A 13962-nucleotide genomic window follows, 5' to 3' on the forward strand; every position below is an offset into this window, starting at 1 on the left:
ACCGTACACCCTCCCCAAACCGCGACTTTCACCAATGTTATTCCGGACCATTCGGATGATTTCTGCGCCTCTGTAGCGCGCTGACCAGCGGATATGTCTAACGCTACGGTTTAACTGTTGCATTACTGCAGTCTGGTGCTATAGATTCTTCCCAACCGCGACGGAACAGTCGCAGCGCAACAACAAAGGAGTACTCCGATGACCGCAATTGCCATGGACGGCCTGCCGCTCGGTGAGTGCACCCGGAGCCCGGAGCAGTGGACGACGATCGCCAGCGAAGAGGCCAAGAGCCTCTGCCGCCAGTGCCCGCGCCGCTGGGCCTGCGCGCGTGACGCCGTCGAACTGCCCCGCGCCGAAGGCCTCTGGGCCGGCATCGTCATCCCGGCCGAGGAGGGCCGCGGCCGGACGTTCGCGCTGAAGCAGCTGCGGTCCCTGGCCGAGGCCAACGGCTACCCGGTCCGCCGCCAGCGCCGAATCTTCCTCGAAGTCGCGTAGTACCCGCTGCCCACGCTGCCGTTTGAGGGGGCGGCAGCGCGGGCAGCGGCTTTACGCACGAGGGTTACCGTGGCTCCTATGGCCACTACGAGCACCACCGACAAGACCGGAGCACCCGCCACTGTCACCGCCGAAGCCGGACGATTCACCATCGCCGTCGACGGCAAGACGGTCGGGCTGATCGATTACATCGACCAGGGTGGCCGACGAATCTTCCCGCACACCGAAGTTCAGCCCGAGTACGGCGGTCGTGGACTGGCGACGATCCTCGTCGCCGAGGCATTGGACGCCACCCGGGCCGCAGGGTTACGCATCGTCCCGGAGTGCTCGATGGTCAGCGGATACATCGCCAAGCATCCCGAATACGCGCCGCTGGTCGACCAGGCCTGAGTGGTTTGGGCGCGCTCCGTATCGGAGAGTGATACGGGGCGCGCCGAGATCACTGCTGGTTCAGATACTGCGCGGTCGAGCCGCTGACCGGCATGTCGGGCATGCCGAGTTTGCGGTGGTCCCAGCTGCGCATGCGGCTCGGTACGACGCGGACCGCGACGCGGTTGTTCATCATCTGGTCGACGAACGGGCGCATTTCGTCGGTGTACGGGCCGGTGTAGCGCTCCCACACACTGATGCCGACACGCAGGCAGGTGTCGGGATCCTCGACTATCTCGGCGGTGCCGTCGATCGACACACCACGCAGGGTGCCGTAGGTGTCACCGTCCTCGATCATCACGGTGATGGTCGGGTCCCGGCGCAGGTTGACCGCCTTCTGCGACTTGGCCTTGGTCTCGAACCAGATTTCGCCGTCGAGCACGGCGTACCACATGGCCACCAGGTGCGGCCGGCCGTCAGCCAGGACGGTGGCCATGGTCGCGGTCCGGCTGCGATCGATGAACTCGACGATCTCGTCGTCGGTCATGACGATCTTCTTGCGCTCGTTCTGTCCCACGCTCTTATGCCTATCAGGCCGCCTCTGGGGACCGTTACTCGCCCCGCAGCGCCGCGATCGCCGGGCCGAACATCGTCGCCTTGATGGCGGCCATGGTCTGGGAATCCTTGCCCGCCACCGGAATCACGAGATCCACCGCGGCGGAGACCACCGCGTCCTCGGCCGCGGCCAGTTCGACGATGCCGTACTTGGCGGCGTCGTCGCCACCGAAGCGCCGGCCGGTGGTCATCGACGCGATGGCCGCCTGCGGCGTCAGCTTTGCCTGGATCAGCGCGGCCATGCCCGGGGTGAACGGAATCCGGATGTCGACCTCGGGGAAACAGAAGAACCCGCGGTCGGCGCGCATGGTCCGGTAGTCGTGGGCCATCGCCAGCATGGCGCCGGCGCCGAAGGCGTGTCCGTTGACCGCGGCGGCCGTCGGGATCGGCAGCGTCAGCACCCGCGCGAACAGGGCGTGGACCCGCCCGACGTACGCCTGCATCTGGTCGCCGTGCGCCATCAGCCAGTCGAGATCCAGCCCGTTCGAGTAGAACTTCCCGGCGCCGGTGGTCACGAGTCCCTGGGCGCCACCCGCGACGAGATCGTCGATGGCACTGTTGATGTCGTCGAGGAAGCCGAGCGAGAAGCGGTTCTCGTCATCGCCGAGATTCAGGATCGCGATTTTGTCCTGGTAGCTGACGGTGATGGTCATGGTTGTTTCCTCCTGGTTGGGGTGGGTTCGTCGGCGAGGACGGCGCGGACGGCTGCGGTCAGCCGATCACGCGCCCAGCTGTTGCTGATTCTGTTGCGGGACAAGATGATTGCGGTCGGTAGGTCGACGATGCACACCGTGATGGCGTCGACCGCCGCGCCGTCGCGCCGGTCCCACAGGTGCGACGACAGCCGCACCATCAGGTCGATGAGCTCGCGGTCGAGGTCTTTGAGTTCGGCCGCCAGCGCTCCCGGCAGGTCGGGGCCGAGCAGTTGGTCGCGCTGCACCCGCCACACCAGTTCGGCCGACTGGCGCTGACGTTCGTAGAACACCGCGGGCGCCTGCGCGGCGGCGACGACCGCGTCCACGGGATCGGCGGCGTCATCGGCCAGCGCGGCGTCGACCAATTCGGTTTGTACGTCGAGGAATCGGCGCGCGGCACGCAGCCAGGTGCGGGCGACGAGCTCAGATCGCGAGCCGAAGTTGTGATAGATCGCGCCGTTGGAGACGCCGGCGGCGGCGGCCACCGAACGGGTGGTGACACCGGCCGGCCCGGCCTCGACGGCCAGCGACTCGGCGGCGTCGAGCACCGAGTCGAGGTCATACACACGAGGCCGGGGCACCGGCACACCATAACAGAGCAATCGCTCCGTTACTACGCAGCGGGGGCGTGGCCGGTTACGGCGGATAGATCTGCTTGATGGTCCCGTCGGCATTGACCTGCATGTATCCGGTTCCGGGCGCCGTGGAGTGGATTGCCAGCCCCAGACCGCCGCCCTCTTCGCCCTCGATGATGAGGTACAGCTGCGAGCCGGGTTCCGCACCCAGCTGCTGCGGCGCGCCCGCCATGGTGGCGGCCACCGCCTGCGTGTTGATCGCGCCGAGGTCCGCCAGCACGTCGAACGAACTGGTGCTGGTGTCCGAGCCCCACTTGTTCCAGCTGCCACCGCGGTACATGAAGCTCTGGTCGACGTGCTTGTTCGTGGGTGAGACGCGATCCATGACCGCGTAGTCGGGGTAGACCACGAGCTTGAATCCCATGGTGTCGCCGAACTTCGCCTTGATGGTGCCGATCAGATTGGTGAGGCCATCGACGGTCTGCAGCTGGCTCGGCCCCGCCGGCGTCGACGCCGCGGTGGAGGCGGGGGTCGACATCGAACCGGTCGGGTACCCGGCGGTGCCACCGGGACCGGTGGGCATCGACGGAAACAGTTGCGCGCTGGGCTCTTTGGTCGCCTGGGGCTGATCGCCCGAACCGCTGTCGGACCACATCACGTAGGCGATGCCGGCACCCCCGAGGACGACGATCGTGACCAAGGCCGCGACGATCACCACCGCCGAGTTGCGCCACCAGGATTGGGTTGGTTGGTTGTTCGCCATCTGGGGCGGCGACCACTGCGCGGATACCGCACCCAGACCTTGCGCCGGGGTCGCGTACTGCGTGTGCGCGTGCGCCGGGTAGGACTCCGGGCCGGTCGTGGGGTAGGGCACCGAAGGGGCGGCCCACGCCGGCGGCGGTGTCTGCTGAGCGGGCTGACCGAAATGAGCGGGCTGCGCCGGTGCGCCGGCCAAGGCGGCACGCGCGGCGGCAGCGAGGTCTTTGGTTGTGGCGTAGCGCAATTCGGGATCCTTGGCCATGCCGGTGGCAATGACCTGATCCATGTACGCCGAAATCCCCGGCCGCATGGTCGACGGCCGCGGCGGATCCGAGTAGAGGTGGCTGGTGATCTGCCGCTCCATGCTGTCGCCCGGAAATGGCGGGCCGCCGGTGAGACATTCGTGCAGTACGCACGTCAGCGCATAGATGTCGGACCGCGCGTCGCACCGGTCGCTGGTGAAGCGTTCGGGCGCCATGTACGCGACGGTGCCGATGGTGGCGCCGGTGTGGGTCAGTTTCGTCTCGCCGGCGGCGCGGGCGATGCCGAAGTCGATGAGGTACGCGAAATCGTCTGGCGTGACCAGGATGTTGGCGGGTTTCACGTCGCGGTGCACCAGCCCGACACCGTGTGCGGCACCGAGCGCGGCAGCGATCTGCTCGACGATCGAGACGGCGCGCTCGGGTGCCAGTGGGCCGTCGGCCAACAGCTGCTGAACGGTCTTGCCGTCGATCAGCCGCATCGTCACGAACAGCCGGTCGTCGATCTCACCGAAATCGTGGATCGGCACGATGTGCGGCTCATCGAGGCCGGCCGCGGCGTGGGCCTCCCGGCGGAAACGCACCTGGTACTGCTCGTCGTCGGCGAAGGTCGGCGGCAGCACCTTCATCGCGACGACGCGCTTCATGGTGGTGTCGTAGGCCTTCCACACCTCACCCATGCCGCCACGACCGAGCAGCTCAATCAGCCGGTACCGGCCGAACGGTGTCCCTTCCACCGGCTAACCATAAGAGGCGGCGGCGTCCGCTGCCCAGCGAATGGTTACGCGCGCACCCTGCGGCGATAGGTGACTTTGTCGAATTCCCGCCCATGCTCGTCGACCGCGGTCACGTCCATTTCGCTCAGCAGCTGTCCGGGCCTGACATCGACGCGGATGAAGGCGTAGTTGCGGAAGCGCACGCGCGACCAGCCGACCGCCTCCGCCTTCTTCTTGCCGTCAGCCGTCCAGACATAGCTGTTCGGGACGAAGGTGTCGGGGGCTTCGTGGCCGCGGTAGCTCTCGGGCTCACCCGGCTGGAAGCCGTATCGGGGCCGGCCGGCGCAGCCCACGGTGTAGTAGACGGTGCCGTCGGTTTCCGCGTCGACGGTCGAATTGTCCCCGGCGACCTTGGTGGGGCGGTCGCCGCGGATCGGGTCGGTGCGCTCGTAGACGTGGTTGTGCCCCTGCAGCACGAGATCGACCTGATACCGGTCGAACAACTCGCACCAGGCCGCCCGCACACCACCGTCGCTGGCGTGCGAGTCGGTGGTCGAGTACGCGCAGTGGTGGAAGAAGCAGACGATGAAGTCGATGTTGGGATCGGCTCGGTAGGCCGCGAGGGTGCGCTCGACCCAGGAGTTCTGGCTACCGTCGGAATAGCCGGTGTTGGAACGGATTTCGAAGCTGACGTCGTTGGCGTCCAGCGACAGCACCGCGACGTTGCCGTACGTGAACGAATAGACCGACGGGCATGCCGCCGGCCCGTTGTCCGGAAAGTCCATGCGCGCCAGGTGGCCGCCGTAACCGTGGCTCGGATACGAGGCCTCCATGTCGTGGTTACCGGTCGCGAACATCCACGGCGTGCTCGCCGCGCTGGCTTCGATGGAGCCCAGATAGACGTCCCAGACGAACGGGTTGTACTTGTCGAAGCCGTGCGCGGCCTTGCCGCCGGACGGGACGAACGACAACGGTTTGCCGCCGCCGGACGGGTCGGCATAGGCGATATCCCCGGCCAGCAGGTGGAATTCGGGGTTGGACGCGACGATCTGGTTGAACACGTTGGCGGTGTGCGGGACGTCGGGCTCGTTGTCCGGCTTGTAGTAACTATCGTCGTAGTCGCCGCGCTTGAGTCCCGCCGGCCGGCGCGGGACGTCATCGGTGCCCTGGTCGCCCATCATGGTGAACCGGAACGGCGCCAATGTCTTTCGCACACTGGGCATCGCCGTCTTGGCCGACCGCACGTCGCTGACGAAACCGTCCTCGGTGCGCCACCGGTAGAAATGCGCGCTGCCACCGGGCAATCCGTCGACCGGGACATGGGCGTAGAACTGCTCGGCCGCCAGGACACCGCGGTCGCTGGTCGGGATCTGGGTGACGAGGTTGCGCACCTCGGCTTCGATGGTCGCGCCCAACTGATCGGTGGGCCCGTGGTCGACGAACACCTTGGTGCCACCGGGATTTCGCGACAACTGCGCGGCCAGCCGCAGCTGGCTGTCCGCGTCGCCGCCGAAACCGACCCGGCGGTTGGCGATGCTCAGCGGCGCGTCCTGCGCGTAGGCGCGGCGCCCGAACGGCGCCAGGCCCAGGGCCGCCACCGCCGCGGCGGCCGCCGATCCACGTAGGAAGTTCCGCCGCGATACGCGGTGCCGGCGCAGGTACTGCTGGTGCCAGTCGTACTGCTCGGCGATGGTCATGGTTGTCGACAAGTCGTCGGGGATGCCCGTGTCCGGGATTTCGCCGGCAACGGTCAGTCGGGTCGGACGCACCCGTCGATCGTGGCTCAGCCCGGAGCGTCTGGCGAGTCCGACACCGGAATCAGGGCCGAAGTTCAGCCGGGGTTCACGGAATCGCGATCAACGACACCGGGGCGCCATATCGCTGCGGCCAGTCCTGCCACGCCACATCCGTCGGGCCGACGGCCTGCTCCGTCACCGTCCAGTGGTCGCCTCGGCGGTTCAGCAGGGCCGCGTAGGTCCGGGACACGAACCCTTCGGCGGCACCCTCGGCGAGGGGTGTCCCGCGGAAGTCGAAGGCCTGTCCGTCGGCGCCGCGGATGCCGGCGTACACGAAGGCCCACGGCCCGGAGACGTTGATGGCCTCGACCGCCAGCGTCGCGGGCTTGCCCAGTTCGGCCTTGAGGGCCGCGACGGCCGGCGCCACGATGGCCTCGCCGGTCGGTGAGCCGGGGTCGACGCCCGGGTCGGCCCCGGCCTGCGCGGTGCCGATCAGGATCGACGACCATACGGCCAGAAGCACCACGACGAGACGCCGGAACATGCGCAGACGGTATCGAGGTCCGGCCCCGTGCGCCATACGCTGAGGCCATGAGTCGCGTCGCATGGGCATATCCCGCATCCGCGGTCACCGCGGTGGTGGTCACGATGGCCACCTGCGGCATGCCCTCGGCCTCCGCCGCCCCCGGCGACCCCGCCTGCCCGGGCACGTCGGTCACAGCACGGCAGTTCGTCGGCGCCTGGACCGGCCCGGACGATCCGACCACCACGACGCTGGCGCCCGACGGTGCGCTGCGATCCCGCGGAGCCGGCGACGAGTCGGGCACCTGGAGCGTCCGGCCCATCGGCCGGACGCCGGGTGCCGGTCAGCTGCCCGACGACGGCATCTGTGTGTTGTGGCTGCACTGGACCAGTCCCGCGCCGTCTTTCGACGCGTTCTACGTGCCGTTGAAAGCGACCGACACGCAACTGGAGTTGAGCTACGTCGGTCGGGGCAACACCCTCACCTGGATCCGCGCCGACGGGCCGAGATGACACTTTTTGTGATCTGAAAAGTCTTGGGCTGTCCCGAACTCTTTCTCAGCAACGCCTCAGTTGGCGACGGCACGGTGGAGACATCAAGCGCGAGCACGCCTGTCTTACCGACGTTTCGAGAAAGTAGTCAACGCCAATGAGACACCCGTCAGACCAGCCAACCCCGGACAACCAGCACCTCTGGTCGCGGCAGTACGCCGCTGAACAGGAGAAACTGGTCCAGTGGAGCAATGACCGCTACCAGCGTCCCCACGTCTCGGACGAGTACACCCAGCCGCTGCGGACTCCGTACGCGGCGCCGCAGCAGTACCCGGCCCCGCCTGTGCCGCCGGCGCCAGCTAAGCGCTCACGGTCCGGGCTGCTGGCCTTCGGCATCGCCGCGGTGGCCATCGCGGCCGGTGCGGCCGGCACCATGGCCGCCGTCGATCACTACGGCAGCATGGCGCCGACGGCGCAGGTTCCGCTCGCCACCGGCATTCAGAACCGCGCGCTGCCAACGGCTTCCGTGCCCGCACCCGCGCCGGCCGCCCCGACCGGTTCCGTCGAGGCGGTGTCGGCCAAGGTGCTGCCCAGCGTCGTCAAGCTGCAGGTCCAGACCGGCCAGCAGGGCGGCGAGGGGTCGGGCATCGTCCTCACGGCAGACGGCCTGATCCTGACCAACAACCACGTCATCGCGGAAGCCAATCAGGCTGCCGCGGAACAGGATTCGCTGCCCAGCGGACTCAATCCGAGCGGCCGGCTGCCCCGCGGCATGACCGGCGCCGGTCAGACCAAGGCGACCGTCACCCTGTCCGACGGCCGCACCGTGCCCTTCACCGTGGTGGGGGCCGATCCGGCCGACGACATCGCGGTGGTCAAGGCCCAGGGGGTGTCCGACCTGACCCCGATCAGCATCGGATCCTCGAAGGACCTGCGCGTCGGACAGAACGTGGTGGCCATCGGCTCACCGCTCGGCCTGCAGGGCACCGTGACCACCGGCATCATCAGCTCGCTGAACCGTCCGGTGAGCACCGGTGACGAGCAGACCGGCCAGCAGTCGGTGATGAGCGCCATCCAGACCGACGCCGCGATCAACCCCGGCAACTCCGGTGGCGCGCTGGTCGACATGAACGGCAATCTGATCGGCGTGAACTCGGCGATCGCCTCGCTCGGCGGTGGCCCGGATTCCGGCGGCTCCCAGCCGGGTTCGATCGGCCTCGGCTTCGCCATCCCGGTCGATCAGGCCAAACGCATTGCCGACCAACTGATCTCCACCGGCACCGTGCAGCACGCCTCGCTGGGCGTCAAGCTGGCCGCCAACAACAGCGCCCAGGGCGCGGCCGTGGCCGGCGTCGTCGCCGACGGTCCCGCCGCCGCGGCCGGCCTGGACAAGGGCGCCGTGATCACCAAGGTCGACAACCAGCCGATCGACAGTCCGGAAGCGCTCGTCGCGGCGATCCGGTCCAAGGCGCCCGGTGACAACGTCACCGTGACCTACGCCGACCCCTCCGGAGCGGAGCGCTCCGTGCAGGTGACCTTGGGACAGACGGAAGCCTAGGCCGACACAGCCTGTCCCCGCATCCCTGTGAGGGTTGTGTACGCGGAACCCGAGATACGCGGACACAACCCTCACAGGCGTATTCGGGCACCCCGACGCCAACCGGATTCCAATCGCGCCGCCTTACCCTCTGTGTGTCGACATCTCCGGAGGGGCCATGCGCATCGAGTACATCGTGGTGCTGATCGCCGTCATCGTGATCGTGGATATCGCCATTCTCGTTGCGCTGCTACGCAAACGCCGCGCCCGGACCGCGTCCGCCGACCCGGCGCCGACCATCGCGACCGAACTCGGCACCGACGTGCCCAAGAAGTCCGCCGCACCGGTCCTGGCGAAGGCGTTCCTCGCTGTCGGGCTGTCGTTGGCCGTCGCGGCCGGGGTCTGCGCAGCGTTTGTCGCCCAATCGAATTCGTCTGACCGGCACGCCGACGGGACCGTCGTCGAGCTGGTCCCCAGCGGCGGTGGCAGCAGCCCGCGCTACCGGGCGCGCGTCGAATTCGCCACATCCGCAGGGACCCACGTCCGCTTTCTCAGCTCGATCAGCAGCAATCCGCCACCGGCCAGGCTCGGCGAACACGTCGACGTCCGGTACAACCCCGGCGACCCCCACGACGCCACCATCAACACCTACTGGCAGGTGTGGTTCCTGCCGACTCTGCTCGGCATCATCGCCGTCCCATTCCTGCTGGTGGGTACCGGATTCGGGATCGTGAGCCGGGCCGGCCGCCGGCGCGGGCCCGAACTCCTCTGAAGCGACCCGCCCGCCAGCAGATTGCCAGGTTCATCTGGGCTGCCGCAGGTCACGCGCGGATGTATCGTCTCCCCAGTTCCGAATTTGCTGTGAATCGGGGGATATGGCCCAGTACTACCTCTCGGGTGCAGTAACCGCCCGGGTCGACGGCACGCCGGCGGCGCTCGGCGGACCGAAACAGCGGTGCGTACTGGCGGTATTGCTGGCCAATCACGGCACGGTGGTCAGCATCGACCGCCTGATCGACGCAGTCTGGGGCGACGAGCCACCGCCGAAAGCGCTCGCGTCGGTGCGCTCGTACGTGGCCAACCTCCGTCGGGTCCTCGACCCTGGCGCCGACGCCGGGCATGACCAGGCGCCCGATACCCGCCGGGGCGACACGCAGAACCAACGGCTCGCGTCCCACCCCCACGGCTACCAGCTGAACCTGCTCGCCGGCGACACCATCGATCTCGTCACCTTCGAAAGCCTTGTCTCGAAAGGCCGGACGGCACTGATCCGCCATTCGGCCGGTGCGGCCGTCGAGATGCTGACCGAGGCGCTGGCGCTCTGGCACGGAGATCCGTTCGGAGAGTTCGCCTATCACGAATTCGCCGCCCCTGAAGCCATCCGCTTCGCAGCACTGCGGACCACCGCCATCGAGGCCCGTTTCGACGCCGCACTGCAACTCGGCGGCGGCGGCGAACTGGTCCCCGAAGTCGAGGCGGCCCTGGCGGAACATCCACTGCAGGAACGGTTGTGGGGCCATCTGATGCTGGCTCTGCACCGGTCCAACCGCACCGCCGATGCCATTCAGGCGTTCGAGCGGGCCTGCACGACACTCGACCGCGAGGTCGGCACCCGGCCCGGCGAAGGCCTGCAGACGCTCTTCGAGAAGATTCGTGACGGCGCCGCGGAACTGCGCGTCGCACCCGCACCGCATGTGCTGAACCCCGATCCGGACCCAGCGGCACCACCACCGTTCGTCGGCCGCGACACCGAGCTGGGTGCCGTCACCGCGGCGGTGCGCCGAGCCGACGGCGGCGCCGGCGGGCTGACGCTCGTGACCGGCGACAGCGGCATCGGCAAGACCACCCTGGCGCAGGCCGCCGTCGACCGCGCGCGGGCGGCGGGCATCGCCGTGGCCTGGGCCGGCCACCCGAGCGGGGTGAAGCTGCCGCAGCTGTGGACGTGGATCCAGCTGCTGCGCCAACTGGGCGGCGAGCTCGGCATCGCCGGCCGCAAGGCCGTGCTGCGGGAGACGCCCGGCGTGGTCAACGCCCTGGTGCCCGAATGGCACGGCGACGACGACCTCAACGCCGGCAGCCGGTTCGCGCCAACGGGATTCGCCTTGGTCGAGCGCATCGTGGCGGCGCTGCGCGAGCTGTCGACCGTGGCCCCGATGGTGCTCGTCATCGACGATCTGCAACGCGCGGACCCCGCCTCGATCAACGCGCTCGTCCTGCTGGCCGAAGAATTCCCGCGTATCCCCATCCAGGTCATCGGCAACTGGACCTTCTTCGGGGCCGACCGGCCGATGAATCGGACGTCGTTCGAACGCATCGTCCGGTCGAACGACACCGTCACACTGCATCTGGACGGCATCGACCGTGCGGCCGCGGCAGACCTCGTCGACGCGGTGGTCGGCGGCACGATCCCGCCGGCCATCTCGACACAGGTCTGGGAGCAGGCCGGCGGAAATCCCTTCTACATCAAGGAACTCGCGCGGGCGCTGGACACCGACGGCGCCCCGCAGCGCAGCCATCCCGCGCTGTCGGATGCCGTGGTCGGCGTCGTCGGCCGCCGGCTCGGCGTCCTGGACCGGCCCTGCCGTCGGGTGCTGTGCGCGGCCGCCGTCGTCGGGCCCGAATTCAACGTCGCCGACCTGGCGGACATCGTCGACCTGTCGGTCTCGACGGTGCAGAGCCGGCTGCGGCCGGCGTATCAGACCGGCCTGCTCGACGAACTGCCCGCACGTCCCGGCGCCTACCGGTTCAGCCACGGCCTGGTGCGCGACGCACTCATCGCCCAGCTCGCCACCACCGATCGCACCACTGTGCACGCCGCCATCGCCACCACGCGGACGGCGACGCTCGCGACCGCCGCGTACGAACACGTCATCGCGACTGCCGACCATGCGTGGCGGGCCGGGGTGGAACTGAATCCCGATGTGGCCCTTGGCATTCTCGAGATCGCCATCCAGCGGGCCCTGAACCGGTCGGCGTACCACGACGTCGCCGGGCTGGCCGAGCACGCCCTGCAGATCGGCGACCGGCTGCCGGCCAAGCCCGAACACCTGGACCGGCAGGCCACCCTGTGGCTACACCTGGCCGGCGCGAAGAACATCCTCGAGGGGCAGGCCAGCGAGTCGGCCGCCGCGGCCGTCCAGCGGGCCTTCGAGATCGGTCAGGAGGTCAAGGGCCGCGCCTTCTATGGCGCCATCGCGCTGCAGTCCATGCTGTTGTGCGCGCACGGCCGCATCGACGAGGTCGAGATCATCGCCATCGGCCTGGAGGACCAGTACGACAAGTCCGGTGATCCGGTGATCGGCCTCGTCAACGACTTCGTGCACATCCTGCTGTACACGCTGCGCGGCAATACCGACATGCTGATCGGCACCGGCCTGCACATGATGGACACCTTCCCGCCGCCCGAGACCGTCACCGATCCGCTGCACTTCTTCCATCCCCGCGTCTACTGCTGGATGGCCATCGCCGAGGCGGTCCGCGGGGACCTGGAGGCCATGCGCGAATACCACCGCCGCGCACTGCATCTCGCGCAGAGCCGTGGCGACGTGTTCAACATCCTGGCCGCGCGGCTGACCTACGTCGAGTGTGCGGCGGTCCTCGGTGTCACCGACGGCATCGTCGAACTGGCAGACCAGGTCGACGTCGAGTTCACCGCGGCGGGCAGCCCGCAATGGGCGGCCTGCGCACGTATCGTCCGGGTCTGGGCGCAGGTCATCGGCTCCGGCGAGGGGGACGCGACCGTCGCCTTCCGGGCGTTCGACGAATACACCTGTGACGGGACGACCGTCATGAACACCATGTTCCTGTGCCTGCTCTCCGACATCGAGCTGCACCAGGGCCGGCCCGACAGTGCCCGCGCCCTGGTGCACCGGGCCAGCCGCCTGGCCGATGCCACGGGCGAGCAGGCCTTCGCCCGTGGCATCGCCGAAAGGCTGGCCGCCCAGTCGGTCGAGCCCGTCTGACTCAGGCCTTCACACTCCGGTCGGGCAGTTCCTCGCGCCACTGGCGCCAGATCGCCCGGTCCGTCATGAGGTCCAGCACACTGCCGAACCCGGACGGATACACCAGGGACACAACCCATTTGCGGGAGTTCCCGCGACTGACCTCACAGCCGCCCCGGTACAACTGCCGTAGCCAAGTGACCGTCACCGCGTCGCGCGGGAAGTCGAAGATCACCACCTCCTCACCCGCGGACAGCTTCGCCTTGTAGTCGGGCAGCCCCAACTGGTCATCGACCCACTTCGAATACTCGGACGCAAGGCACCGCACCTGGGTGTCCGTCAGCTCCAGTTCGACGTTCACCCACCAGGTGTTGGTTCGGCTCTTGAGCAGATACGCCTTACTTCGGGGTGGCGCCGTCGCCATTTCGTCAGAAGGTGATCTTCAAGGATTTATCCACCGCGTCCAGCGCCTCGAACAGCTCGTGGCCCTGGCTCTCGTCGCTGGTCGCGTTGATCTGCAGCACGTACAGGCCGTCGGGTCCCTTGAAGACCACGGTCTCCTGCCCGAACGCGGCCTTGCCGCCGCCCTTGAGGTTGTACGTGCCGGCGATGCGGAAGGCCGGGAAGCCGGCCGACGTACCCGGTTCCTCACCGACGGACTCGAATCCGGGCAGGTTCTTCACCTCGCCGCCGGCAAGCTTGAGCAGCTTGTCGGGATCCACCGGACCGTCGAGGCGCGACACCAGCGCGATGATGTTCGCGGTGTAGTCGGTGCTCTGGGCGCCGGGTCCGGTGTAGACGAGTGCGCCGTACGCGTAGTCAGGAGTGTCCTCGCCGGCGCTGTCCCAGCCGGTCGGGCGGTCGATGTCCACGGCGGGAGCACCCGGGTCCCCGGGATGGATCGACGTCTCCTGAATCTTCTCTTCCTTGATGTAGTCGGCGATCGTGGGGTTCGTGCCGGATTCCTCGGCCTTGCGCGGCTTCAGTTTTGGCGCTGCCTTCGCGGACGATGTCGTACTCGAGCTGCTGCTCGAACTCGACGAGCTGGAACTGGAGCTGGTCGAGCTCTTGTCCTTGTCGCCACCTCCGCACGCGCCCAGCGTGATGCTCAGGCAGACCGCGGCAGCGACGGCGATGACAGGGCGATGCGACATCTGCATCGTGACTCCTCAGGGGTTGACGACGGACGCCGGTCACGTCCTCGGCGCCACGATATGGACGGCCGATTGGAATTCCGTTGAACCCGGCGG

14 protein-coding genes are annotated in these 13962 nt (G+C 68.2%); 6 read left to right on the forward strand and 8 right to left on the reverse strand.

The features are described 5' to 3' along the window. Positions 1-198 precede the first annotated feature (198 nt). Together BR47_RS0115170 and BR47_RS0115175 are read left to right on the forward strand one after the other, a co-directional pair. Entirely contained in the window at positions 199-495 is a 297-nt protein-coding gene (locus BR47_RS0115170) for a WhiB family transcriptional regulator (RefSeq protein WP_029104857.1), read from the forward strand. 78 nt (positions 496-573) lie between these two features. After that, on the forward strand, positions 574-885 hold the full coding sequence (locus BR47_RS0115175) for a GNAT family N-acetyltransferase (RefSeq protein WP_029120035.1): 312 nt from the start codon (positions 574-576) through the stop codon (positions 883-885). Positions 886-934: 49 nt separating this feature from the next. Here the strand turns inward: BR47_RS0115175 and BR47_RS0115180 are convergent, their stop codons facing one another. From BR47_RS0115180 to BR47_RS0115205, 6 genes are all read right to left on the reverse strand, one after another. Next, the gene (locus BR47_RS0115180; protein WP_020099947.1) at positions 935-1441 is read right to left on the reverse strand and encodes a pyridoxamine 5'-phosphate oxidase family protein; all 507 of its coding nucleotides are present in this window, start codon (positions 1439-1441) and stop codon (positions 935-937) included. Between the two features lie 34 nt (positions 1442-1475). Continuing rightward, positions 1476-2132, reverse strand: coding sequence for an enoyl-CoA hydratase-related protein (locus BR47_RS0115185; RefSeq protein ID WP_020099946.1), 657 nt, complete (start codon positions 2130-2132; stop codon positions 1476-1478). Beyond that, entirely contained in the window at positions 2129-2755 is a 627-nt protein-coding gene (locus tag BR47_RS0115190) for a TetR/AcrR family transcriptional regulator (RefSeq protein ID WP_029104856.1), read from the reverse strand. The genes BR47_RS0115185 and BR47_RS0115190 overlap by 4 nt, the downstream gene beginning before the upstream one ends. Before the next feature lie 55 nt (positions 2756-2810). After that, on the reverse strand, positions 2811-4505 hold the full coding sequence (locus tag BR47_RS0115195) for a serine/threonine-protein kinase (protein WP_029120036.1): 1695 nt from the start codon (positions 4503-4505) through the stop codon (positions 2811-2813). Between the two features lie 44 nt (positions 4506-4549). Then, positions 4550-6181: a metallophosphoesterase gene (locus BR47_RS0115200; protein WP_231506724.1), complete on the reverse strand. Its 1632-nt coding sequence runs from the start codon at positions 6179-6181 to the stop codon at positions 4550-4552. A gap of 145 nt (positions 6182-6326) precedes the next feature. After that, positions 6327-6764, reverse strand: a complete 438-nt coding sequence (locus BR47_RS0115205; protein WP_020099942.1) for a hypothetical protein — start codon at positions 6762-6764, stop codon at positions 6327-6329. 47 nt (positions 6765-6811) lie between these two features. Here BR47_RS0115205 and BR47_RS0115210 point away from each other — a divergent pair, with 47 nt between their 5' ends. The 4 genes from BR47_RS0115210 to BR47_RS0115225 all read left to right on the forward strand — a co-directional run bounded on the left by BR47_RS0115210 (position 6812) and on the right by BR47_RS0115225 (position 12733). After that, complete coding sequence (locus BR47_RS0115210) at positions 6812-7255, forward strand: hypothetical protein (protein ID WP_029120038.1); 444 nt, start codon at positions 6812-6814, stop codon at positions 7253-7255. A gap of 136 nt (positions 7256-7391) precedes the next feature. Beyond that, positions 7392-8792, forward strand: a complete 1401-nt coding sequence (locus BR47_RS0115215; RefSeq protein ID WP_020099940.1) for a S1C family serine protease — start codon at positions 7392-7394, stop codon at positions 8790-8792. Between the two features lie 157 nt (positions 8793-8949). Then, positions 8950-9543 carry a DUF3592 domain-containing protein gene (locus BR47_RS0115220; RefSeq protein ID WP_020099939.1) on the forward strand — a complete coding sequence of 198 codons (594 nt, stop codon included), beginning with the start codon at positions 8950-8952 and terminating at the stop codon, positions 9541-9543. A 103-nt stretch (positions 9544-9646) separates the two neighbouring features. After that, complete coding sequence (locus BR47_RS0115225; protein ID WP_029120039.1) at positions 9647-12733, forward strand: ATP-binding protein; 3087 nt, start codon at positions 9647-9649, stop codon at positions 12731-12733. 1 nt (position 12734) lies between these two features. Here BR47_RS0115225 and BR47_RS0115230 read toward each other — a convergent pair whose 3' ends face one another. Together BR47_RS0115230 and BR47_RS0115235 are read right to left on the reverse strand one after the other, a co-directional pair. Next, positions 12735-13136, reverse strand: coding sequence for a hypothetical protein (locus BR47_RS0115230; RefSeq protein WP_020099937.1), 402 nt, complete (start codon positions 13134-13136; stop codon positions 12735-12737). 4 nt (positions 13137-13140) lie between these two features. After that, on the reverse strand, positions 13141-13872 hold the full coding sequence (locus BR47_RS0115235; protein ID WP_020099936.1) for an LpqN/LpqT family lipoprotein: 732 nt from the start codon (positions 13870-13872) through the stop codon (positions 13141-13143). Between the last annotated feature and the right edge of the window lie 90 nt (positions 13873-13962).

The organism is Mycobacterium sp. UNC410CL29Cvi84 (genome assembly GCF_000686745.1).
Classification (GTDB): domain Bacteria; phylum Actinomycetota; class Actinomycetes; order Mycobacteriales; family Mycobacteriaceae; genus Mycobacterium; species Mycobacterium mucogenicum_B.